Annotated in this window: 21 protein-coding genes; 13 read left to right on the forward strand and 8 right to left on the reverse strand. The window is 74.1% G+C overall.

Annotated features, from left to right (window positions below):
- Positions 1 to 9: 9 nt before the first annotated feature.
- From AB0C87_RS14560 to AB0C87_RS14570, 3 genes are all read right to left on the reverse strand, one after another.
- A complete protein-coding gene (locus AB0C87_RS14560) occupies positions 10 to 957 on the reverse strand; it encodes a DMT family transporter (protein WP_345182251.1) in 948 nt (315 codons plus the stop codon).
- 122 nt (positions 958 to 1,079) lie between these two features.
- Entirely contained in the window at positions 1,080 to 1,847 is a 768-nt protein-coding gene (locus tag AB0C87_RS14565) for an SDR family oxidoreductase (protein WP_345182253.1), read from the reverse strand.
- Between the two features lie 24 nt (positions 1,848 to 1,871).
- The gene (locus AB0C87_RS14570) at positions 1,872 to 3,329 is read right to left on the reverse strand and encodes an NAD(P)/FAD-dependent oxidoreductase (protein ID WP_360577797.1); all 1,458 of its coding nucleotides are present in this window, start codon (positions 3,327 to 3,329) and stop codon (positions 1,872 to 1,874) included.
- A gap of 113 nt (positions 3,330 to 3,442) precedes the next feature.
- Between AB0C87_RS14570 and AB0C87_RS14575 the strand changes: the two genes are divergently transcribed.
- Genes AB0C87_RS14575 through AB0C87_RS14590 form a run of 4 tightly spaced genes read left to right on the forward strand, consistent with a single transcriptional unit; the run spans position 3,443 to position 9,639 of the window.
- Entirely contained in the window at positions 3,443 to 5,626 is a 2,184-nt protein-coding gene (locus AB0C87_RS14575; protein WP_360577799.1) for a DUF4132 domain-containing protein, read from the forward strand.
- 49 nt (positions 5,627 to 5,675) lie between these two features.
- Positions 5,676 to 6,926, forward strand: coding sequence for a DUF4132 domain-containing protein (locus tag AB0C87_RS14580; protein ID WP_360577801.1), 1,251 nt, complete (start codon positions 5,676 to 5,678; stop codon positions 6,924 to 6,926).
- Positions 6,917 to 9,247: a DUF4132 domain-containing protein gene (locus tag AB0C87_RS14585; protein ID WP_360577802.1), complete on the forward strand. Its 2,331-nt coding sequence runs from the start codon at positions 6,917 to 6,919 to the stop codon at positions 9,245 to 9,247. The genes AB0C87_RS14580 and AB0C87_RS14585 overlap by 10 nt, the downstream gene beginning before the upstream one ends.
- Positions 9,247 to 9,639, forward strand: coding sequence for a hypothetical protein (locus tag AB0C87_RS14590; RefSeq protein ID WP_345182264.1), 393 nt, complete (start codon positions 9,247 to 9,249; stop codon positions 9,637 to 9,639). The genes AB0C87_RS14585 and AB0C87_RS14590 overlap by 1 nt, the downstream gene beginning before the upstream one ends.
- A gap of 8 nt (positions 9,640 to 9,647) precedes the next feature.
- Here AB0C87_RS14590 and AB0C87_RS14595 read toward each other — a convergent pair whose 3' ends face one another.
- On the reverse strand, positions 9,648 to 10,313 hold the full coding sequence (locus tag AB0C87_RS14595; protein WP_345182267.1) for a DNA-binding response regulator: 666 nt from the start codon (positions 10,311 to 10,313) through the stop codon (positions 9,648 to 9,650).
- Positions 10,314 to 10,407: 94 nt separating this feature from the next.
- Here AB0C87_RS14595 and AB0C87_RS14600 point away from each other — a divergent pair, with 94 nt between their 5' ends.
- Positions 10,408 to 11,262: an aldo/keto reductase gene (locus AB0C87_RS14600; RefSeq protein ID WP_353833219.1), complete on the forward strand. Its 855-nt coding sequence runs from the start codon at positions 10,408 to 10,410 to the stop codon at positions 11,260 to 11,262.
- A 61-nt stretch (positions 11,263 to 11,323) separates the two neighbouring features.
- Positions 11,324 to 11,890: a PadR family transcriptional regulator gene (locus AB0C87_RS14605; protein WP_345182271.1), complete on the forward strand. Its 567-nt coding sequence runs from the start codon at positions 11,324 to 11,326 to the stop codon at positions 11,888 to 11,890.
- A gap of 31 nt (positions 11,891 to 11,921) precedes the next feature.
- Here AB0C87_RS14605 and AB0C87_RS14610 read toward each other — a convergent pair whose 3' ends face one another.
- Positions 11,922 to 12,908 (reverse strand): diacylglycerol kinase family protein, encoded by a 987-nt coding sequence (locus AB0C87_RS14610; protein ID WP_345182273.1) that lies wholly within the window; start codon positions 12,906 to 12,908, stop codon positions 11,922 to 11,924.
- 169 nt (positions 12,909 to 13,077) lie between these two features.
- Here AB0C87_RS14610 and AB0C87_RS14615 point away from each other — a divergent pair, with 169 nt between their 5' ends.
- From AB0C87_RS14615 to AB0C87_RS14640, 6 genes are all read left to right on the forward strand, one after another.
- Complete coding sequence (locus tag AB0C87_RS14615) at positions 13,078 to 14,094, forward strand: alpha/beta hydrolase family protein (RefSeq protein ID WP_345182275.1); 1,017 nt, start codon at positions 13,078 to 13,080, stop codon at positions 14,092 to 14,094.
- Between the two features lie 17 nt (positions 14,095 to 14,111).
- Positions 14,112 to 14,999 carry an amidohydrolase family protein gene (locus AB0C87_RS14620; RefSeq protein ID WP_345182277.1) on the forward strand — a complete coding sequence of 296 codons (888 nt, stop codon included), beginning with the start codon at positions 14,112 to 14,114 and terminating at the stop codon, positions 14,997 to 14,999.
- A gap of 108 nt (positions 15,000 to 15,107) precedes the next feature.
- Positions 15,108 to 15,239 (forward strand): hypothetical protein, encoded by a 132-nt coding sequence (locus tag AB0C87_RS14625; protein ID WP_345182279.1) that lies wholly within the window; start codon positions 15,108 to 15,110, stop codon positions 15,237 to 15,239.
- A gap of 202 nt (positions 15,240 to 15,441) precedes the next feature.
- On the forward strand, positions 15,442 to 16,944 hold the full coding sequence (locus AB0C87_RS14630; RefSeq protein ID WP_360577805.1) for a cellulase family glycosylhydrolase: 1,503 nt from the start codon (positions 15,442 to 15,444) through the stop codon (positions 16,942 to 16,944).
- 207 nt (positions 16,945 to 17,151) lie between these two features.
- On the forward strand, positions 17,152 to 18,321 hold the full coding sequence (locus AB0C87_RS14635) for a transposase (RefSeq protein ID WP_360577807.1): 1,170 nt from the start codon (positions 17,152 to 17,154) through the stop codon (positions 18,319 to 18,321).
- Positions 18,322 to 18,561: 240 nt separating this feature from the next.
- Positions 18,562 to 18,909 (forward strand): cellulose-binding domain-containing protein, encoded by a 348-nt coding sequence (locus AB0C87_RS14640; protein ID WP_360577859.1) that lies wholly within the window; start codon positions 18,562 to 18,564, stop codon positions 18,907 to 18,909.
- A gap of 26 nt (positions 18,910 to 18,935) precedes the next feature.
- On the opposite strand, the gene AB0C87_RS14645 is transcribed toward AB0C87_RS14640, so the two are convergent.
- From AB0C87_RS14645 to AB0C87_RS14655, 3 genes are read right to left on the reverse strand one after another with little or no spacing between them, the layout of a single operon-like run.
- The gene (locus tag AB0C87_RS14645) at positions 18,936 to 19,982 is read right to left on the reverse strand and encodes a cation diffusion facilitator family transporter (RefSeq protein WP_345182285.1); all 1,047 of its coding nucleotides are present in this window, start codon (positions 19,980 to 19,982) and stop codon (positions 18,936 to 18,938) included.
- On the reverse strand, positions 19,979 to 20,368 hold the full coding sequence (locus AB0C87_RS14650; RefSeq protein ID WP_360577809.1) for a metalloregulator ArsR/SmtB family transcription factor: 390 nt from the start codon (positions 20,366 to 20,368) through the stop codon (positions 19,979 to 19,981). The genes AB0C87_RS14645 and AB0C87_RS14650 overlap by 4 nt, the downstream gene beginning before the upstream one ends.
- A gap of 23 nt (positions 20,369 to 20,391) precedes the next feature.
- Entirely contained in the window at positions 20,392 to 21,465 is a 1,074-nt protein-coding gene (locus AB0C87_RS14655; RefSeq protein WP_345182289.1) for a DUF6777 domain-containing protein, read from the reverse strand.
- Between the two features lie 99 nt (positions 21,466 to 21,564).
- On the opposite strand from AB0C87_RS14655, the gene AB0C87_RS14660 reads away from it, so the two are divergent.
- Positions 21,565 to 23,052 (forward strand): protein kinase, encoded by a 1,488-nt coding sequence (locus AB0C87_RS14660; RefSeq protein ID WP_353833215.1) that lies wholly within the window; start codon positions 21,565 to 21,567, stop codon positions 23,050 to 23,052.
- The last annotated feature ends 5 nt before the right edge of the window (positions 23,053 to 23,057 follow it).

The raw sequence follows: 23,057 nt of genomic DNA on the forward strand, positions 1-23,057 counted from the left end.
TGTAGGCGATCAGGGGGCGGCGCGCACGCGTTTGCCGGCGGCGGCCCGCTGCGTCTGCGCGGCAGGGTCCTCGTAGCGGGGGAACAGCGCCAGCGCGGCCAGCGCGAGCGCGAAGCCGCCCGCCCGGAGCGCGAACGGCGCGGTGTCGCGCGGCCACTGCTCGTCGAACAGGACGGTGCTGCTGAGGACGAGGTAGGTCCGGCCGATGACGGTGAGCACGACGGCGACGATCGCGATCCGGCAGCGCTGCAGCGCGACCTGGAGCTGCCCGAGCGCGATCGCGGCGAGGCCGATCGTCAGGTACGGGTAGGGGGACTCCAGGACCGCCCGCGCGCTGCCGGTGTCCTGGTAGACGAGCGAGATGCCGCGGATGCCGGCCTCGGCCAGCCCGGCGCAGGCCCCGGCGCCGATCCCGTAGGCGACCCCGGCGAGCCTGCGGGCGTGCCGGCCGCCCGCGCGGCGGTCGCCGACCAGCCAGACCAGGGCCGCGACGATCACCGCGGGGGCGCAGACGGCGAGCATCGTCCAGGGCCGGGCGAGGGTCCCGGCGAGGGTGGCGTCGGCGCGCGGTTCGCCCTCGGTCGTGGCCGACAGGCCGATCAGCCCGGTGGCGAGGACGAACAGCGCGACGCTCGCCCATTCGCGCAGGCTCAGCCGCTCGCCGAGGACCCCGGCCGCGAAGGCGACGAGGAGCACCAGGCCGAGGGCGAAGACGGGCTGCGCGACGGCGAGCGGCACCGCGGAGAACGCGACGACCTCGTAGCCGAGGCCGAGGAACAGCAGCAGGCCGCCGCCCAGCCAGACGGGGTCGGTCAGCATGAGCCGGGCGACGCGGAACGGGCGGCTGCCCCGCAGCGGCTCCATCCGGCGCGCGGAGACGCGGAAGACGAGGAAGGCGATGTAGTAGACGGTGGTGGCGAGCAGGGCGAGGGCGGCGTAGCCCAGGTCGTGACCCATCGGGAAAGACCCTTCGGCGGACGGGGGCGGGAAGAGTCGTCCGGCGCGCCTCGAAGCGACTCGCCCTGCCACGATGCCCTCTCGCACCGCCCGTGACAAGGCCGTGACCCCTGACTACATGATCAATCGTAGTGACGGCCGCGGGTGGACGACAGGCGGGAGACGAGGCCCCGGGGCAGCAGCCGGGTGATCCCGACGACGGCCTTGTACTGCGCTCCCGGGACGCTGACCTGCACGCCGCGGCGCAGGTCGCGCAGGGCGGCGGCCACGACGTCGTCCTTGTCCAGCCACATGAAGTCGGGGACGTCTGACATGTCCATCTGGGCGCGGTCGTGGAACTCGGTGTGCACGAAACCGGGGCACAGTGCCATCACCCGGACGCGGCCCCGCGACCGTCTCCGGATGTCGGCGGCGACGCCCTGGCTGAAGTTCACGACCCACGCCTTGGACGCCCCGTAGGTGCCGCGCGTGGCGAACGCCGCGACCGACGAGACGTTGACGACGCCGCCCCGGCCGCGCGCCAGCATCCCCGGGAGGGCGGCGTGCGTGAGGCGCAGGACGGCCTCGCAGTGCACGCGCAGCATGGTCAGCTCGTCGGACACCGGGACGTCCAGGAACACGCCCCTGTTGCCGAATCCGGCGTTGTTGACCAGCAGGTCGACGTCCTTGCCGACGCGCTCCTCGGCCGCGGCCAGGCCCTCCTCGGTGGACAGGTCGGCGGGCAGCGCCTCGGCGCGCACGCCGTAGGCCGCGCGCAGCTCGGCGGCGGTCCGCTCCAGCCGTTCGGCGTCGCGGGCCAGCAGGACCAGGTCGAACCCGTCGGAGGCGAGGCGGCGGGCGAAGGCGGCACCGATCCCCGCGGTCGCGCCGGTGATGAAGGCGGTCGGCATGGCCCCGAGCCTAGGGCGCGTTCCCTACCGGGCGGCGGCACGCCGCGCGCGGAAGTGCCGCGGGTCGGGGCGGCGGGTCGCGCGGCGGTAGGCGAAGGTGTAGCCCGGCCAGTTGTTGACGACCTTCCCGCCCTCCGTCATGTACCAGCTCCGGCAGCCCGCCTCCCAGACGGTCGAGCGCATCCGCTCCCGCATCTCCCGGGTGAACGCGTCCTGCACGTCGGGCCTCACGTCGATCCAGGCCAGGCCCGCGCCGCGCAGCGCCTCCACGCATCCGAGGACGTACCGGAACTGCGACTCCAGCATGTAGATGATCGAGTTGTGCCCGAGGTTGGTGTAGGGCCCGTACAGCAGGAACAGGTTGGGGAAGCCGCTGACGGTGATGCCGAGGTGGGCCTGCGCGCCGTCCCGCCACGCCTCGTTCAGCTCCCGGCCGTCCCGTCCGACGATCTTCATGGGGGACAGGAACTCGGTGGAGCGGAACCCGGTCGCGTACACGATGACGTCGGCCTCGTGCGCGCCGCGCGCGGTCCGGATCCCGGTCGGGGTGACGCGCTCGATCGGGTCGGTGATCAGGTGGACGTTCGGCCTGCTCAGCGCCGGATAGTAGTCGTCGGACAGCAGGATCCGCTTGCACCCCATCCGGTAGCCGGGGACGAGTTCGGCGCGCAGCGCGGGGTCGGCGACCTGCTCGGCCAGGCGGCGGCGGAAGCCGCGCTCCATGAGCCCCATCAGCCGCGGGTACCGGATGAAGCCGAGCGCGCGGGCCTCGAACAGCGCGTAGATCCGGGCGCGGCTCAGCGCGTACAGCCCCGGCACGGCCCGCAGCGCGGCCCGCTCCCAGGCCCGGTACGGCCGGTCCGGTTTGTCGATCACGTACGGCGCGGACCGCTGGAACAGCAGCAGTTCCGCCGCCTCCCGGGCGATCTCCGGGACGATCTGGATCGCGCTCGCGCCCGTCCCGATCATCGCGACGCGCCTGCCCCGCAGGTCGGCGCCGTGGTCCCAGCGGGAGGAGTGGAAGGCCGGTCCGGTGAACGACTCGCGGCCCTCGATCGGCGGCAGCTCGGGCCGGTTGAGCTGCCCGCACGCCGAGACCAGCACCCGCGCGGCGAGGTCCCCGGTCGTGGTGGAGATCCGCCAGAGCGCCGCGTCCTCGTCGAACCGCGCCTCGGTCACCTCGGCGCCGAACCGGATCCGGTCGAGGACGCCGTGCTCGCGGGCGCAGTGCCGCAGGTAGTCCAGGATCTCCGCCTGCGGCGGGAAGCGGCGCGACCAGTCGGTCCTGCGTTCGAACGAGAACGAGTACAGGTGGGACGGGACGTCGCAGGCCGCGCCCGGGTAGGTGTTGTCGCGCCAGGTCCCGCCGAGGTCGGCGGCCTTCTCCAGGATCACCACGTCGCGGACGCCGGCCTGCCGCAGCCGGATCGCCATCCCGATCCCGCCGAACCCGCTCCCGATGATCACCACGCTGTGCGTCATGGCAGTCCCGAATCTCATTCTGTCTGGGTCCCCCACGAGCGTAGGTGACCGTGAAGTCACTGAGAAGGTGTCGCCGCGGCGCGTTTGTCGGTCGGTTCTGCCAGCATCCCGGCATGCCCGACCATGCCCTCGCCGCCGAAGCGCGCGCCGACGACGGTCCCGGAACGGTCCAGGCGCTGATGGCGCGCGCCTGCGAGTCCGGAGAGGAGGGCTACCGGCTGGCCGTGCTCGTCGAAGAGGCCCTGTCCGGCGCCGAGCGCCTCGACGCCGGAACCCTGCGCGAGATGGCGCCGCCGCTGAAGCGACTCAACGGCGTCTTCGCGCGGGCCGAGGTCCCGATCGGGTACCGCCAGCGGGTCGACCGCCGCCTGCGGGCGCTGCTGGCGAGCGTGGACGAGGCGTACCTGCCCGAGGGGGTGCTTCCCGTCCACGACGTCTGGGCCGCGCCGCTCCGCGAGCGAGTGCGGGTCGCGCCGTCGGCCGAGCTGACCCGGTTCGTCCGGCACCTGGCGAGCCTGTCGGCGCCGCGCCCCTCGCGCGCGTGGCACCGCGCGTGCGTCACCCTCGCCGACGAGGCGGCCGCGCGCGAGGACGTCGCCGAGTGCCTCCGCGCGCTCGCGGAGGACGAGCCGCACTGCCCCCGCGAGGACGGCCCGCACACCGCGACGTTCTGCGGGTACCACCATCTGGTCGACCCGCACCACGGAGACGTCGCGCGCGGCCTCGTCTGGGCGGCGGCCCTCACCGGCGGCCCGGACGCGGTGCCCCGGCTCCGCGCGGTCGCCCTCCGCATGGGCACGGCCGGCCGCGACCTCTACGAGGGCCCCAAGGTCGCGGGCGCGGCGATCAACGCGCTGGGCGCGGTCGACGATCCGCGCGCGCTGGAGGCGCTCTGGCGGCTCCGCGCGCCGGTCACCAACCGCGCGCTGCGCAAGCAGCTCGACACGGCGCTCCAGGCGGCGGCCGAGCGGCAGGGCATCACGCGGGCGCAGCTCGTGGAGCGCAGCGTCCCCGCCCACGGGCTCGGCCCGGACGGCTCGGCGGAGCGGGTCCTCGGCGACCACACCGCGCGCGTCGCGGTCGAAGGCGCGGCGACCGTCCGCGTCACCTTCACTGGCCCCGACGGCCGCGTCTCCCGGACGGCCCCGGCAGCGGTCAAGGACCGCTTCCCCGACGAGCTGAGGCGCCTGAAGGCGCTCGCCAAGGAGGTGCGGGCGACGCTGTCGGGCGAGCGGGCGCGCGTCGAGGGCCTGCTGTCCGAGGACCGCTCCTGGCCCTACGCCGAATGGCGCGAGTTCTACCGCGACCACCCGATCACCGGGGCGGTCGCCCGCGGCCTCGTCTGGGAGTTCCAGGGCGAGGACGGCCGCTGGCGCGCGTCCCTCGGCGCTCCCGGCGGCGACGCCGCGCGGGTCAGGCTCTGGCATCCGCTCCGGGCGGCCGTCGGCGAGGTGCGGGCCTGGCGGGAGCGCGTCGTCGACGAGCAGGTCCGGCAGCCGTTCAAGCAGGCGTTCCGCGAGATCTACCTCCTCACCCCCGCGGAGGAGGGCACCGCGACCTACTCCAACCGGTACGCGGCGCACATCGTCCACTACCGGCGGCTGTACGCGCTGTTCAAGGAGCGGGGCTGGCAGTCGAACTTCCTCGGCCGGCACGAAGGCGGCCTCCACGGCGAGGCGCGCGGCGAGTTCGGCGGCGGCGAATGGCGGGCGTGCTTCTACCACGAGCCGGTCGACGACGACGGCGACTGGACGGTCGAGCACGCCGCGACCGACCAGGTCCGCTTCGAGCGCAGGCACGGCCGGCGCTGGCGGGAGGCGCCGCTCGCCGACGTCCCGCCGCCCGTGTTCAGCGAGGCGATGCGGGACGTGGACCTGTTCGTCGGCGTCACCTCCATCGCCGCCGACCCGGACTGGGCCGACCGGGGCGAGGACCGCCACGCCGCCTACCGGCGCGAGGCGGGCTTCGGCGCGCTGACCGCGAGCGCCGAGGTCCGCCGGGCGGCGCTGGAGCGCATCCTGCCGCGCACGAGGATCGCCGGCCGCTGCGCCCTGGACGGCCGGCACCTGGTCGTGCGCGGCGAGCTGCGCACCTACCGGATCCATCTCGGGTCGGCGAACGTCCTGATGGAACCGGACGGCGCCTACCTGTGCGTCGTCCAGGGCCGCCGGCCCCCCGGCACGCTGTACCTGCCGTTCGAGGACGAGCGGCTCTCGCTCATCCTCAGCAAGGCGTTCCTGCTGGCCGCCGACCACAAGATCACCGACCCGTCGATCCGGCGGCAGCTCGGCGTGTGATCACCTGAAACGTCCCGGAACCGGCGCTTCCATCTGGAAAGATCGCCTCATGTCCGACGACCACCGGCCGCCGGCCGCGCTCGACCTTCTGGACCGCCCGCCCGCCCCCGGCGGGCCCGCCGGCCACGCCGACTCCGGGGTGCCCGCGCACGGGCTCGGCCGCGACGGCTCGCTGGCCCGCGACATCGGCGGCTACCAGGCGGTCCTCGCCATCGCCGACCCGATGACCGTCCGGCTCACCTTCATCGGCGCGGAGGGCCGCCCGCTGCCGACCGTCCCGGGCGCGCTCAGGACGGGCTTCGCCGCGCAGGTCAAGGAGACGAAGGCGCTGGCGAGGCGGGTCCGCGCGACGCTGGCCGCCGAGCGGGCGCGGGTCGAGGCGCTGATGGCGGCCGAGCGGACCTGGCCCTACGGGCAGTGGTGCCGGCACTATCGCGACCATCCGGTCACCGGACGGGTCGCGCACGGTCTGATCTGGGAGTTCGAGGAGCCGGACGGGCACTGGCAGGCCGCCACGCCCGGCGAGGACGTGCTGGTCACCGTGGACGGCCGCGCCCTGCCCGCACCGCCGGGCGGCGCGCGGGTACGGCTGTGGCATCCGGTGCGGGCGCTCCCGGGCGCCGTCCGGGCCTGGCGGAGCTTCGTGACCGGCAACCGGATGGCGCAGTCGTTCCGGCAGGCGTTCCGGGAGACCTACCGGCCCGGCCCGCCCGGGGCCGAGACCGATCTGCGCCGCGGCCGCTTCGACGGCGAGGAACGGCGCGTGCTCGCCGGGGGCGCGTGGCGGGTCGGCTGCCGCGAGGGCCGGGCGCGGGTGACGTTCGAGCGGCGGGCCGCCGGGTCCTGGCGGGAGGAGCCGCCGCGGGCCGTGCCGCCGCCGGTGTTCAGCGAGGGGATGCGGGAGGCCGACCTGTTGCTGCGCCTCGCCCCGGCCGCGGAGGAGGACCCGTTCGGCGCGCCGTCCGCGACCGCCGAGATCCGGGCGGACGTGCTGCGCCGGATCCTGCCCGGCACGAGGATCGCGGGCCGCTGCGCGGTCGACGGGCGGTTCCTCGTCGTCCGCGGCGGGCTGCGCACCTACCGCGTCGACCTCGGCTCCGGCGGCGTGCTGATGGAACCGGGCGGCGACCGGCTGCGGATCGGGCCGTCCCGCCGGACGGGGCAGAAGGGCCTGTTCCTGCCGTTCGAGGACGAGGTGCTGGCACGCGTCCTCGGCACGGCGTTCCTGCTGGCCGCCGACCACCGGATCACCGACGAGGCCGTCCTGCGGCAGATCAGGAGGGACGCCCGATGGAACTGACCGCGCGGCTGCTGCGCGCCATGACCGACCCGGCGGCGGAGGACGAGGAGTTCCGCACCTGGTATCCCGACCTGTCGGCGCTGTCCGACCGCGATCTCGGAGACCTCGTGCCCGCCGCCTACGCGGTCGGCCGGGAGGCGCCGTTCGTGTCGATGTCCGTCCGGCTCAGGATCGAGGACGAGGCCAAGCAGCGGCAGCCGCGCTACACGCCGGAGGCGTGCGAGCGCATGTTCCAGGCGCTCGTCGGCGGGCTGGCCCACCGCAAGTGGGCCGACCTCGTGCTCGGCGCGGGCACGCTGGTCCGCTGCACGGGGCCGTGGCCCGACCTCGCCGGCCCCGCCCGGAAGCTGGTCGAGTATCTCCTCGCCCGCGAGCGCCTCGACCAGCCGTTCGCGCTGCTCGCGGTCGGCGGGCTCGCGGGCGACGGCGTCCTGCAGGCGGTCGCCGGGCGCCTGCGCCAGAAGTGGAAGGGACCGATCGTGCACGACGAACTGGACACCGTCGTGCGCCTCGCTCCGGTGGAACGGGTGCTGCTCGCCCAGGTGGCCGAGAACCGGTCGTTCAACTCCCCGCCCGTCCCGCCCGAGGTGTGGGAGCGCGTCGCCGCCGTCCCGGCCTGCGCCGAGTTCGCCCGCCGCGCCCTGGAGACCGCCGCCGAGCGCGCCCGCGCCGTCCAGGAGGGGGAGGTCCCGTTCCGCGCGGACCGGGCGTTCACCGGGGACGAGGTCGCCGCCGTCGGGCTCGCCGCGCGCATCGCGCTGCTGCGCGACGAGCCGTGGCTGCCCGCCCTGTTCGACCGGCTCCTGCCCGGCGTCTCGGTGGCCCCGACGCAGGCGAGGACGCTGCCGTCGCAGGCGCTGCTGTACGAGATCGTCCGGGCCGCGCAGGAGTTCCCCACGCCCGAGCTGGTCACCGCGATCCGGACCGTCCGCGGGATCGTCCGGCACGCCGGGGTGCCCAAGCAGCTCGACAAGATGCTCAAGAAGGTCGAGGCCGCCCTGGCCGAGCGGACCGAGGTCGCGCTGCGCCTCCCCGATCTCGGCTTCGGCCCCGGCGGGGTCCTGCGCAGGGAATTGGGCGACTACACCGCCTTCGTCACGATCACCACGGGCAAGGCCGCGCTGACCTTCGAGAAGGGCGGCGCCGCGCTCAAGGGCGTCCCCGTGCCCGTCCGCCGCGACCACAAGGACGAGGTCAAGGAGCTCCGCGACCTCGTCGCACGCGTCAACGCCCAGCTCGTCACGCTCGCGCGGGCGCTGGAGGGCGGCTTCTCCGTCGACGCCGTCCACCCGTTCGGCCGGTGGCGGGACACCCTGCTGCGCCATCCGATCGCGGGGCCGACGGTGCGCACCCTCATCTGGGAGATCGAGACCGCGCCCGGCGAGTGGCGCACCGTCCTGCCCGAGACCGGCGAACTTCCGGACGCCGCCGACGACGCCTCCGTCCGGCTGTGGCACCCCATCAGGTCGGGGCCGGACGAGGTGCGCGCCTGGCGCGACCTGCTCGTCGAGCGGCGGATCCGGCAGCCCTTCAAGCAGGCGTTCCGCGAGATCTACCTGCTCACCCCCGCGGAGGTGGAAACGGCGACGTACTCCAACCGGTTCGCCGCGCACCTCGTCCACTACCGGCGGATGTTCGCGCTGTTCCGGGCCCGCGGCTGGACGAGCGCCCTGCTCGGCCCCTGGGACGGCGGAGGCTCCGACGAGGCGGCCCGGACGCTCGCGGCGGGGGAGTGGCGGGTCAGGTTCTCTCACGTCCTGGCCGACTGGCAGGGCGAGCACGAGATCGCCGGCACGAACCGGGTGGTGTTCGACCGCCGAGGCGACGGCGGCTGGCGTGAGGCGGCCCTCGCCGACGTCCCGCCGCTGGTGTTCAGCGAGGCGATGCGCGACGTAGACCTGTTCGTCGGCGTCACCTCCATCGCCGCCGACCCCATGTGGGAGGACGGCGAGGCCCACGAGTACTGGGTGCGCGCGTGGTACGCCGACCTCGGCGAGTCGGCCCGGACGCGCCGGGACGCCCTGGAACGCGTCCTTCCGCGCACGAAGATCGCCGACCGCTGCTCGATCGAGGGCCGCCACCTGGTCGTGCGCGGCGACCTGCGCACCTACAGGATCCACCTCGGCTCGGCCAACATCGTGATGGAGCCGGACGACGCGTTCCTGTGCGTCGTCCCGGAGCGCCGTGCAGCGGGCGCCAAGGTCTTCCTGCCGTTCGAGGACGAGCGGCTCTCCCTCATCCTCAGCAAGGCGTTCCTGCTCGCCGCCGACGCCGCGATCGACGACGAGTCCATCCTGACGCAGATCAAGCGAGGCGCCTGATGACCGCCGTGAACTTCCGCGACGAGACGGCCGCCGGCGCGCCCGTCGCCGCGTTCCAGGTGGGCGGGCTGCCCGACCGGATGACCCTCCGGGAGCTGATCAGGCTCCGGGTCCGCGAGGAGGTCGCCCGGCACAACGCCCGCCCCTCCGACCGGTTCCACGGCCTGGTCCGCCCGGACGGCGCCGAGGCCGAGCTGAACGGCTACCGCCTGCGCGAGCCCCGCCGCCTGGACTGGGAGCGGCAGGCCGACATCGCCGAGCGCGCCTTCCTGGGCAACGGGTTCTTCGTCCTCGCCGCCGACCGGCAGGTCGAGGACCTCGACGAGGAGATCGACCTCACCGGCGACCCCGACCTGGTCTTCATCAGGCTCGTCCCGCTCGTCGGCGGCTGAGGGGGCTCTCAGCCGACCAGGCCGAACTCGTGGGCGCGCAGGCCCGCCTGGAAGCGGGAGTCGGCGTCCAGCAGGGTCAGGATTTCAGCGACGCGGCGCCGGTAGGTGCGCAGCGACATGCCGAGCCGGCGCGCGGCGGCCTCGTCCTTCAGCCCGCCGCCGAGCAGCCGCAGGATGCGCAGGCTCTCCTCGCTCAGCGCGGGCGGCCGGCCGCGCCGGTGGTCGGCCAGGTCGGCCGCCGTCTCCCACGTCGCCTCGAAGAGCGAGACCACGCCCTTCACCACGCCCGGCGACCGGACGACGGTGTACTCGCGGACGCCGCCCTCGACCGGGCCGGCGAGGATGGCGACCCTCCGGTCCACGATGATCGTCTCGTGGGGGAGCGGGGCCGGGCAGATCCGCACCCGCCCGCCCGCGGCGGCGATCGCGAGGAGCCGCCGCTCGGACTCCTCGTCGGCCAGGGCCGCCGGGTTGTACAGCTTGCGGACGGCCGGGGCGGGCCGGATCCGGCGCCGCTCGGCGACGATCCACTCCCGCAGGCCGGGCAGCGCCCACGTGTTCTGGTCCGTCGCGGCGCACGAGAACTCCTCGCACGCGAAGAACAGCCGTCCGGCGCGCTCGACCAGCTCCTCCTCGCCGCGCAGCACGACGTTCCGGTCCAGATCGGCGCTCACGGCCCCAGTCTGCCACGCGGCCCGCGGGCCGCCGCCGTGGCAGCAAGCTGCCAGCCGGTCGCCGCGCCCCGGCGGGCGCAGCACAGTGGACCGCATGACACGACACTTCGATCTCGGCGGCGACCTGCGGATCTCCCGGATGGGCTTCGGCGCGATGCGGCTGCCCGCGAGCACCCGCGGCGGGCCCGCGGGCGACCGGGACACCGGAATCAAGATCCTCCAGCGGGCCGTCGAGCTGGGCGTGGACCACATCGACACGGCCGCGTTCTACTACTACGAGGGCGGCCCCGCGGCCAACGAGATGATCCGCGCCGCGCTGGCCCCCTACCCGCCCGGCCTGGTCGTCGCCACGAAGGTGGGCCCGTACCGGGGCCCGGGCGACCCCTTCCCGTCCGGGCAGCTCCCGGCACCGGAGCTGCGCGCCGAGGTGGAGCGCAACCTCACCGAACTCGGGCTCGACCGGCTCGACCTGGTCTACCTGCGGCCCGGCGGGCTGGAGGAGCCGGGGACCGAGCCGATCGGGGAGCGCTTCGCCGTCCTCGCCGGACTCCGCGAGGAGGGGCTGATCAGGCATCTCGGGTTGAGCCACGTGAGCCTCGCCCAGCTGGAGGAGGCGCGCGGGATCGCGCCGGTCGCGGCCGTCCAGAACCGGTTCGACGTGACGCGGCCGCGGGACGCCGAGCTCCTCGCCGCATGTGAGCGCGACCACATCGCCTACGCCCCCTACTTCCCCCTCGGCGGGTTCGGCATCCCCGACGACGCGCGCGTCAACGCGGTCGCCGCCCGCCACGGCGCCACCGTCCCGCAGGTGCTGCTCGCCGGGCTGCTGGCGCTGTCGCCGGTGATGCTCGCGATCCCCGGCACCGGCTCCCCGGACCACCTGGAGGAGAACCTCGCCGCCGCGGATCTGGTGCTCGCCCCGGAGGATCTCGCCGCCCTGAAGCGGTGAGGACCGCGCGCGCGGCCGCCGGAGCCTCTACCCTGAACGGGTTTGCGATCAGGGGGAGAGGATGTCGACGACGCGGCTGCTGGTGCTCGGCGGGGTGCGCAGGTTCGGGCGGGCGCACGGCTACGAGGTCCGCCGTGAGCTGCTCTCCTGGGGCTCGGACGAGTGGGCCCACGTCAACCCGGGCTCGATCTACCACGCGCTCAGGCAGCTGGCCAAGGAGGGCCTGCTGCACGCCCACGAGGTGGAGGAGAGCGAGGCGGGCCCGCCGCACACCGACTACGAGATCACCGAGGCCGGCCGGGCGGAGTTCCACCGGCTGCTGCGCTCCGCCCTCTCCGCGGTGGACGTCCGGCATCCGGAGATGCTGACGGCGGGCCTCGGGTTCCTCACCGAGCTGCCGCGCGCCGAGGCGCTCGCCCTGCTGCGCGAGCGCCTCGACGGCCTCGCCGCCTGGCGCGCCTCCGTCGCCCCGCCCCTGGACGAGCTGGACCCCTCCGACCACCTGCGCGAGCTGCTCGGCTGGTGGGTCCACTCCGCCGACTCCGCCAGGGCCTGGACGCTCGGCGTGATCGAGCGCCTGGAGGCGGGCGCCTACGTCATGGCCGACGAGCGCGGCGCGACCGGCTGACGGCCCGGGCGCCCGCGGCGCCCGCGGCCGGTCAGGTGTCGACGAACGTCCTGGGGACGATCACCCGCAGCGCGTTGCCGCGCAGCTTGATCGACACCGGGGTGCGGCCGCGGACCTCGCCGTCCACGTCCACCTGCATCGGCGGGTCGGTCTCGATCTCCACGTTCGCCGTGGTGAGGAAGGCGTCGTCCTCCAGCGACCGCCACGGGCCGGTGAGGACGTGCCGGGCCGTGGCCGACGCCAGCCGCAGCCGCCGCTCGTCGCCGAGCCGGTACACGGCCAGCAGCCGGTCGTCCGGGCTGGCGTCGCGGGCGATGCGCTGCCCGCTGTGGTGCGCGCCGTTGGCGACGTTCAGCTGGTGCGTCGCGACCTCGTGCGTCTCGCCGTCGATCGTGATGCGGGCGGTGAACGCCTTGTGCCGGGGCAGCAGCCCCGCCGCCGTCAGCGCGTAGGCGGGGCGCCCGATGAACCGCTTGAGCGTGTGCGGGACGTGCTCGGCGACCTCGACCGACAGGCCGAGGCTGACCATGTTGGCGAAGATGTGCTCGCGGTCGGCGCCCGGCCCCTCGCCCTGCGGGTCGCCCGTCGACTCGAACCAGCCCACGTCGACGTCGGCGACCTTCCCGCCGCCCGGCCGGCCGAGGGCGAGGGTCGCGACCGCGCCCGGCAGGTCGAGCGGCAGCTCCAGGCTGCGGGCGAAGTTGTTGGTGGTGCCGAGCGGCAGCACCCCGAGCGCGATGTCGCGGTGCGCCAGGTGCCCGACCGCCTCGGCGACCGTGCCGTCCCCGCCGCCGACGACCACCAGGTCGGGCTCCAGGGCGAGGACGTCGGTGAACAGCTCCCGCAGGCGGGCCGGGTCGGTCACCGGGAAGACGTGCGGGAACTCCAGGCCCGCCTCGCGCAGCAGGCGGCGCGCCGTGCCGTAGAGCCGCCGCCCCCGCCGGGAGCGGGAGTTGATCACCAGCGCCGCGCGCCCGCCGCCCGCGATCGCCGATTCCAGCTCCGCCTTGCTCCGCATCTGGACGCTCCGCATCTCTTCCGGTCGCCCCCTTCGTCCGCGCCACCCTGGAGGGTACGTGGACCGGAACTCCCGGCCCGACATTTTATAAACCGATTACACAGCGTTGAAACATTCCCGTCAGAGGGAACCTTTACCAGCAGGCGCCTCTGGACGACCGGGGGAGATCATGCGGTTGCGCGGCTTGGCGGGAGCGGGACTCATCGTTGCGGTCGCCGGGCTGACCGCGTCCATCGCGGCGGGCGGCACGGCCCCGCCCGGCGCCCCGGCCGACGACGGCGCGGCCGTGGTCGGCGAGCGCCGCCCGCGCCGCCGCGTCCTCGACCTGGCCGTGCGCTCCCCCGTCCTGGCGGACGTCGTCCACGTCCGCCTCCTGCTGCCGCCCGGCTGGTCGCGCGACGCCTCCCGCACCTGGCCGGCGCTCTGGCTCCTGCACGGGGCCTCCGCGGGCCGGGACGGCCACACCGCGTGGAGCGAGCACAGCGACATCGAGGAGCTGACCGAGGACGCCGATGTGATCGTCGTCATGCCGGACGGCGGCCCGTGCGGCAGCTACACCGACTGGTGGAACCGCGGCGGCGGCGGCGCCCCGAAGTGGGAGACCTTCCACCTCGCCGAGCTGCGGCAGATCCTGGAGCGCGGATACCGCGCGGGCCCGGACCGCGCCGTCGCCGGCAACGCGATGGGCGGGCTCGGCGCGCTGGCGTACGCGGCCAGGCACCGGGGCCTCTTCCGGGCGGCGGCGTCGTTCAGCGGGCCGGTCCACACGCTGCACCGCGACCCGGCCGGTCTCGACGTCGCCGACCTCGTCGAGCTGAGCGTCGCGATCGGCGCGCCGTCCCTCGACTGGACGGACGTGTGGGGCGACCCCGACGAGCAGCGCGTCGTGTGGCGCCAGCACAACCCCTACGACCTCGCCGGGCGCCTCGCGGGCGTCCGGGTGCACGTCAGTGCGGGGGACGGCGCCCCCGGCCCCTTCGACCACCCCGGCCGGGGCGGGCGGGACCCCGTCCCGCACGACGCGCTGGAGGCCCTCGCCCACACCGTCTCCCGCGAGTTCGCGGGCAAGCTGAAGAAGCTCGGCGTCCCCGTCTCCACGCACTTCTACCGCGGCACCCACACCTGGCCGTACTGGCGCCGCGAGCTGCGGGCCGCGCTGCCCGCCCTGCTCGCCGAGATCACCTGAGCGGCTAGGGTCGGGGCGTGGCCGAACCTCGTTCTGATTCAGCTGTCCCCGCGTTCTGGCGGTCGCTCGGGCTGCCCGGCATCATCGACGTCCACGTCCACTTCATGCCGCAGCGCCTGATGAGCGCGGTGTGGGACTACTTCGACGAGGCCGGGCCGCTGATCGGCACCGAGTGGCCCATCCGCTACCGCGACTCCGAGCAGGAGCGGCTGGACTTCCTGCGCGGGCTCGGCGTCCGCGCGTTCACCTCGCTCGCCTACCCGCACCGGCCCGGAATGGCCGAGTCCCTGAACGAGTGGGCCGCCCGGTTCGCCGCCCGGGTCCCCGAGTGCCTCCAGTCCGCCACTTTCTATCCCGAGCCCGGCGTCGAGGAGTACGTGCGCCGCGCGCTGGACGCGGGCGCCCGCGTCTTCAAGGTCCACCTCCAGGTCGGCGGCTTCGATCCGCGCCTCAAGGAGCTGGACGCGGTCTGGGGGATGCTCGCCGACGCCGGCGTGCCCGCCCTCGTCCACGCCGGCTCCGGGCCGGTGGCCAACGGCTTCACCGGGCCCGGCCCGTTCGGCGAGGTGCTCGCCCGCCACCCGGGCCTGACGGCGATCGTCGCCCATCTCGGCGCGCCTGAGTTCGAGGGCTTCTTCGCCCTGGCCGACGCCCACGAGCGCGTCCGCCTCGACACGACGATGATCTTCACCCGCTTCGCCGCCCTGGCGCCCTTCCCGGACGCGCTGCTGCCCCGGCTGCGCGACCTCGGCCTGGAGGGGCGCATCCTGCTCGGCACCGACTTCCCGAACATCCCCTACGAGTACGCGCACCAGCTGGAGTCGCTGGCCGCGCTCGGCCTCGGCGACGACTGGCTGCGCACGGTCTGCTGGCACGGCCCCGCCGACCTGTTCGCCCTCTCCTAGCCGGCACACCGCTGTTGCGGCGTCCCGGGCATCGCGGACTGTCTCCGGTGTGGTCGGAGTCAATGCTTCGACCTTTTGTGAGGGATAAAACGAGATGGAGTGATCGATATGGCTGGCGGCAAACTGCCGGAGAAGCGCGACGACTGGGCCGACAAGCAGCCCGTGGTCAGCGGTTCCGAGGAGGACCTCAACGAGGTCATCGACGAGGTGGCGAAGAACCTCGGCGTCGAGCGGGGCTAGCGGAACTGACGAACGGCCCTTGTTGATTGATTAAGCAGACCGGTCCCGCCCCCCGGGCGGGGCCGGTCTTTTTTCACGGGTTTTCACGCGGGGTGCCTGGTCAGCGCGGGACGGCTGGAGCCGTCCTTGACAGGCCGGGTGCCGCGGCCGACTGTGGGAGCGCTCCCACCCCGTCGATCGAGGACCCCGTATGAGAACGACCGTGACCGTGAGACTCCGGCGGACCCGCCTCGTCCCGATCATCGTGGCCGTGCTGCTGGCGCTGGCGTTCGTCCAGGCCGCGCCGCGCCCCGCCCGCGCGGCGGGCGCCGGCTACTGGCACACCAGCGGCCGGCAACTGCTCGACGCCGCCGGGCAGCCGGTGCGGATGACGGGCGTCAACTGGTTCGGCGCCGAGACGTCCAACTACGCGCCGCACGGCCTCTGGTCGCGCGGCTACAAGGACATGCTCGACCAGATCAAGAGCCTGAGGTACAACACGCTGCGGCTGCCCTACAGCAGCCAGCTGTTCGACTCCGGCAGCACGCCGAACAGCATCGACTACTCCAAGAACCCCGACCTGCAGGGGCTGAACGGGCTGCAGATCCTGGACAAGATCATCGCTTACGCGGGGCGGATCGGGCTCAAGGTCGTCCTCGACCGGCACCGCCCGGACTCCGGCGGCCAGTCCGCGCTCTGGTACACCGCCGCCTACCCCGAGTCGCGCTGGATCTCCGACTGGACGATGCTCGCCCGGCACTACGCGGGCGACACCACGGTCATCGGGGCCGACCTGCACAACGAGCCGCACTCCCCGGCGTGCTGGGGCTGCGGCGACCAGTCGAGGGACTGGCGGCTGGCCGCCGAGCGGGCCGGCAACGCGATCCTCGCGGCCAACCCGAACTGGCTGATCATCGTCGAGGGCGTCAACGACCAGGGGAGCGACAACTACTGGTGGGGCGGCAACCTCCAGGGCGCCGCGCAGTACCCCGTGCGGCTGAACGTCGCGAACCGGCTCGTGTACTCCGCCCACGACTACGCCACGTCGGTGTACCCGCAGCCGTGGTTCGACGACCCGTCCTTCCCGTCCAACCTGGCCGGGATCTGGGACAAGAACTGGGGCTACCTCTACAAGAACAACGTCGCGCCGGTCCTGCTCGGCGAGTTCGGGACGACGCTGAGGGACCCGCGCGACCAGACGTGGCTGCGCACCCTGATGGCCTACCTCGGCAAGGGCACGGGCGGCGTCTCCTTCACCTTCTGGTCGTGGAACCCCAACTCGGGCGACACCGGCGGCATCCTCAACGACGACTGGACGACCGTCAACACGACGAAGCAGGCCTACCTCGACCCCTACCTGCTCGGCGCGGGCGACCCGGGCGGCGACCCCGGCGACCCGGGCACGCCGGGAACGTCGTGCAAGGTCGCCTACACCGTGCAGAACAGCTGGTCAGGCGGTTTCACCGCCCAGGTCACCATCACCAACACCGGGTCCTCGGCGCTGAACGGCTGGACGCTGGAGTTCGCCTTCCCCGGCGACCAGAAGGTCGGCCAGGGGTGGAGCGCGGCCTGGTCGCAGAGCGGCGCCGCCGTCACGGCCAAGAACCTCGGCTGGAACGCCTCGGTCGCGCCCGGCGCCTCGCTCACGGTCGGGTTCCAGGCGACCGGCGCGGCGAGCGGTGCGCCCGCCGCGTTCGAGGTGAACGACAAGGCATGCGAGGTGTGACATGACCAGGAAGGCCTGGCTCGCCGTCGCCGCGGCCGCCGCGCCCCCGGCGCAGGCCGCCGACGGGCCCGCTCTGACCGTCGACCCGTCCGCGTCCCGGCACGCGATTACTCTTGGTGCATTCTCCGGGCGTGCAGGACGAATGCACAGTGTCTGTCGGTCCTGAGATCGCTGCAGACTGTCACATGTCGATGGCAGGATCGGGGTGTGCAGCTCAGGTACCGGTTCCGGCTCTACCCGGCCCCCGGCCAGCAGCAAGCGTTGGCCAGGGCGTTCGGGTGCGCGCGGGTGGTGTTCAATGACGCTCTGCGCGCACGTGAAGAGGCGCGCGCGGCCGGGCTGGCGTACCCGTCGGACGGGGAGCTGTCCAAGCGGGTCATCACCGAGGCGAAGAAGACTCCCGAGCGGGTGTGGCTGGGCGAGGTGTCGGCCGTGGTCCTGCAGCAGGCTCTGGCCGATCTGAACACCGCCTACCGCAACTTCTTCGCGTCGGTGACGGGCAGGCGGAAGGGCCGCGGGGTCGCGGCGCCCCGGTACCGGTCCCGCAAGGACGGGCGGCAGGCGATCCGGTTCACCCGCAACGCCCGCTGGAAGATCACCGCGGGCGGGAAGCTGCGTCTGCCCAAGATCGGGGATGTACCGGTGCGGTGGTCCCGGACGCTGCCGTCGGCGCCGTCTTCGGTGACGGTGATCCGGGACGCGGCGGGCCGGTACTTCGCCTCCTTCGTCGTCGAAACCGCCGACGAGCCGCTGCCGGACACCGCGGCCGAGGTCGGCATCGATCTGGGGCTGGCACATTTCGCGGTGCTGTCGGACGGCCGCAAGATCAGCAGCCCCAGGTTCTTGCGCCGCGCCGAGCGCAAGCTCCGCAAGGCCCAGCAGGCCCTGTCCCGCAAGGCCGAGGGGTCGGCCAACCGGCGCAAGGCCGCCGCGAGGGTCGCGCGGCTGCACGCGCGGGTCGCCGACGCGCGGCGCGACCACCACCACAAGCTCTCCACACAACTGATCCGCGATAACCAAGCGGTCTATGTGGAGAACCTGTGCGTGAACGGTCTGGCCCGCACCCGGCTCGCCAAGTCCGTGCACGACGCGGGCTGGTCCCAGTTTTTGGCGATGCTGGAGTACAAGGCCGCCCGGCACGGACGCACTTTCGCCAAGATCGACCGCTGGTTCCCCTCCTCGAAGCTGTGCGGGGCTTGCGGGACGGTCGCCGAGTCGTTGCCGCTGAATATCCGCAAGTGGGCCTGCGCGTGCGGCGCGGTCCACGACCGGGACGTCAACGCCGCCGACAACATCCTGGCCGCCGGACGGGCGGACAGGCTAAACGCCTGCGGAGGGACCGCAAGACCTCCCGCCGAGGGAGGCAGGACCCGGTGAAACAGGAAGCCACAGAAGCGCCGCACATGCGGCCCAGGCTGCCCTCAGCCCTCGAGCTGGAGAGCGCGTCAAAACTACCTCTACGATGACAGACGGACCGCCGACGCAGGACCTTGCGAAGAGGCTAGTGGTCGCACGATCCGCCGCCTGCGTGCTCGTGCGGGGCGACGCCCCCGCCACAGGCCGGGAGCGGACGGGTTCACCTCGACGTTCCCCGCGTCCTCGATCACGCTGGTCGAGATCCCGGCGGGCGGCGGCCCGGCCGCCCCGGCGTGCGCGGCCGGGTACTCGGTGCAGAGCCAGTGGGGGACGGGCTTCACCGCGCAGGTCACCGTCGCCAACACCGGGACCTCGCCCATCGAGGGCTGGGCGCTGAAGTTCGCGTTCGGCGCGGGGCAGCGCGTCACCCAGGGCTGGAACGCCGCCTGGTCGCAGAGCGGCCCGGACGTGACCGCCCGCAACCTCGACTGGAACCGGACGATCCGGCCGGGAGGCTCGGTGACGATCGGCTTCAACGGATCGAGCGGCGGGGCGAACCCGCCCCCGAGCGCCTTCACGGTGAACGGCGCCGCCTGCACCGCCCGCTGATCACGGGGCGGCGCGCCCGCGCGGCCCTAGTGGTCGCACGGCGCGCCGCCCGCGTGCTCGTGGGGCTCGGCGGCCTCCGCCACATGGCGGGGGCCGTGCGCGTCGTCGCAGTGGACGTGGCCGCCGCCGGACGGCTCGGCCACGTGGTCGACCTCCAGCGTCGTGTGCGTGATCGCGTAGGCGTCGCGCAGCAGCTCCTGCAGGTCGCGGCGGACGGCGTGGCAGTCGCCCTGGGAGTCCACGAGCACGTGCGCCGACAGCGCCGGGTAGCCCGAGCTGACCTCCCACACGTGCAGGTCGTGGACCTCCTCGACGCAGGGGCGCCCGGCGAGCCGCGCGCCGAGCTCGGACGGGTCGATCCCGGCGGGCGCGGCCTCCATGAGCACCCGGCCCGCGTCCCGCAGCAGCCGGTACCCGGCCTTGAGCATCAGCGCGGCCACCACCAGCGAGGCGATCGCGTCCGCGCGGGCGAAGCCCGTCGTCCACACGACCAGGCCCGCGACCGCGGTCGCGACGAACGCGAACAGGTCGTTCAGGATGTGCTGGAACGCGCCCTCGACATTCAGGCTGCGCCGGTCCGCCCGGCTGATCAGCATCGTCGCCGCGACGTTGACGGCGATGCCCGCGAGGGCCGTCCAGAAGACGAACTGGCCCTCCACCGCGGGCGGCTCGACCAGCCGCCGGACCCCCTCGTACACGAAGTAGACGGTGAGCAGGATCAGCGTCAGCCCGTTCAGCTGCGCGGAGAGAATCTCGGCGCGGCGCAGGCCGAAGGTGTACCCGCCCTTCGGCGGGCGCGCGGCGATGCGCATCGCGACCAGCGCCAGCGCGATCGCGAACGCGTCGGTCATCATGTGCGCGGCGTCGGTGATCAGTGCCAGCGACCCGGCGAGCAGGCCGACAACCACCTCGCCCGACATGTAGGCGATGATCAGCGCAAGCGCGCCGGTCAGCAGCCGCCGGTCGGCGCCGGCGGAGACGGCGTGCCCGTGCCCGTGGCCGTGCCCCCCGTGCCGGGCGCCCCCGTGCTCGTGCCCCCGCTTCCCGGGCGTGTCCCCGCGGTCCCCGATCATGGGTCTTCCTCCCCGTGGCCGACGTGGGTGAGGGCGAGATCGAGCAGCAGCCGGACGTGCGAGTCGTCCAGCCGGTAGTAGGCCATCCGGCCGGCGCGGCGGACGCGCACGACGCGGTTGGCGCGCAGCAGGCGCAGCGCGTGCGAGACCGCCGACTCCGAGTGCCCGCAGGACGCGGCGATGTCGCACACGCACATCTCTCCCCCTTCGAGCAGTGCGGTGATCACCCGCAGCCGGCCGGGGTCGGACAGCAGCCCGAACACCTGCGCCAGCTCGGTGATCGTCTCCGTGTCCGGCAGGGAGGCCGAGACGGCGGCGACCTTCGCGGCGTCGACCACCCGGACGGCGCAGGCGTCCGGGGCGATGACATCTGAAGCACTGCTCATATGAGCAAAGATAGCGCACGATCTCAGGAGGTCGCGGGCGCGGGCTCCCTCGACGGCGGCAGGGAGACGGGCCCGTGCGCCTCGTCGCCCGGCGCCTCCTTCCCACCGGCGCCCGTACCCGGGTCCTGCGTGACCACGCCCGGCGACGGGGACGAGAGCGCGGGGCCCGGGGTCTGCGGTCCGGGCGACTCGGTCCCCGGTGACCGCGCGCCGGGCGACTCCGGCGCGGGCGCCTCGGTGCCGGGCGACTCCGTGCCGGGGGACTCGGCGCCGGGCGTCTCCAGGCCCGAGCCGGACGGCGCGGGCGAGTCGCTCGCCACGACCTCGGTCTCCGCCGGCGGCAGCGCGGTCGGCGGCCCGTCCGACGCCCCTCCGGTGGCGCGGGGCCGGGCGAATCCCATCGTGGCCTCCGGGTCGACAAGGACGAAAGTGGCGATCGGTCCCTTACGGGAATCCCGCGGCTGTACCCGGGTGACATTCCCCTTCTCGAATCCCGGCCAGGACCGGCCACTGTACGACGCGTTCCGGGTGGAGATCTTTTTGCCGGGCGGACTGAGGGGATTGCCGCAATTGCACTTCACCGTGGGCACTCCGTAACCATTGACCAGAACGCCCATTCCGGCCTGAAGGACGGCGGGGTCGCTCACCGCCTCCCCGTCCCGGTACCCGTGGTTGGTGACGAGCGTGTCGGTGCGCAGCAGCACCGGCGTCTGCCGCGACACGTACTGCGGGATGTCGCCCACCGGGATGCCCTGCACGCGCGCCCACGCCCGCGCCTTGTCGGGATGAGTCCGCAGGAAGGCGACGAGCCGCTCCCTGTCGCAGGTGGAAGCGCGGCGCGTTCCGCCGTAGAGTCCCGGTGCGTCCCCCTCCTTCGTGCCGCCCGCCTGCGGCCGCGCCTTCACGTCCACCCTGTCGGTGCCGGACACCAGCGTGTACGGGTCGGGCCCCGGCGATCCCACCGTCAGCCGCGTGATGGTCGCGCCGGCGTCCCCGCAGCCGGTCAGCGCGCCGGCCGCCACGAGGGCCGCGACGCACCCCGCCAGCGGCACGGCGCCGGGCCTGGACCGCGCAATCGTCGAACGAATCTGCAGCATCTCTTCTCCCGCTTCGGGCTCGCCGAACCTATACTCTTCGATGCCGGGCGGAGCGGTTTTGTGCCCGCGGGAATGCTCAATTTTTTCGAGAGGGTGCGAATGGCGGGTCCTGTTCCCCTCACAGCGGCCGATCCCACCCGGCTCGGACGGTGGGAGCTGCTCGGCCGGATCGGCGCCGGCGGCCAGGGCGCGGTCTACCTCGGCCGGCCCGCCGAGCCGGGCCCCGGGCCGTCCCGGGTCGCCGTCAAGCTGCTGCACGCCCAGCTCGCCGGCGACGCCAGCGCGCGGGAGCGGTTCGTGCGCGAGATGGCCGTCCTGGAGCGGGTCGCCGGGTTCTGCACCGCGCAGATGCTCGCCGCCGACGTGGTGGGCGACCGCCCCTACATCGTCAGCGAGTACGTGCCGGGACCGTCGCTGCGCGCCCTCGTCCACGACCAGGGGCCGCGCACCGGCGCGGCGCTCGACCGCCTCGCGATCAGCTCGGTGACGGCGCTGTCGGCGATCCACCGCGCGAACGTCGTGCACCGCGACCTCAAGCCGCAGAACGTGCTGATGGGCCCGGACGGGCCGCGCGTGATCGACTTCGGCATCGCCCGCGCGTTCGACGCGAGCGCGACGATGACGAGCCAGGTGGTCGGCACCCCCGCCTACATGGCGCCCGAGCAGTTCACCGGGCGGGTCGGGCCGTCGGCCGACCTGTTCGCCTGGGCGAGCACCCTGCTGTTCGCCGCCACCGGCCGCGATCCCTTCGCGGGCGGCCCGCTGCCCGCGGTGATGTACCGGATCCTGAACGAGACGCCCGACCTCGGCGCCCTGCCCGGCCCGCTCGCCGAGGTCGCCGCCGCCTGCCTCGCCAAGGACCCGCAGGCCCGTCCCACCTCCGAGGACGTCCTGCTGTGGCTGCTCGGCGAGAGCGAGCGGCACGCCCGCCTGGAGATCCCTCCCGAGTTCCTCACGGAGGACTTCGCCGGCCCGACGTCGCCGGTCCCGGAGCCCGCGGCCGAGCTCGCGCCGCAGCCGGCCGCCGACGCGTCCGCCCCGGATTCCTGGGAGCAGACGCCGACCTGGCCCGGCCCGTCCACGGCTGCGCCCGCTCCGCCTTCACCCGGACCGGCCTCACCCGCGCCGCCTTCGCCCGCGCCGGCTCCCGCGCCGACGCAGGGATCGGCGCCCGCACCGGGCCCGCTGCCCCGGTCGCCCCGCGGCGTCCGGACGCTGCGGCGCGGCCCGGCGGTCGTGACCGGCCTGCTCCTCGCCGGCCTTCTCGCCGCGCTGGACGTCGCCGCCCTCGCGATCCTGATCGCCCGGCCGTCCCTCAGCGAGGGCCACCGGGGCGGCCTTCTGCCCGTGGTCGCCTCGTCGTTCGCGGTCGTCGCCGTCGTCACGCTGGTCGGGGTGATCCTGGCGTGGCGCGGCAGCCGCGCCGCCGCCGGGACGGTGATGGCCGCGCGTGTCGCCCGCGTCGCGATGTGGGCGGCCTGGGGCGCGCTCGTCGAGATCCAGCCGTCCGCGCTGGCCGGCCACGCCCTGGTGACCGCCCTGGTGGTGCTCTTCCTGGTCCGCGGCCTGTCCCGCTCACCGGTCTGACGCGC

It is taken from the genome of Actinomadura sp. NPDC048021 (genome assembly GCF_040653135.1).
In the GTDB taxonomy this organism is placed as follows: domain Bacteria; phylum Actinomycetota; class Actinomycetes; order Streptosporangiales; family Streptosporangiaceae; genus Spirillospora; species Spirillospora verrucosospora.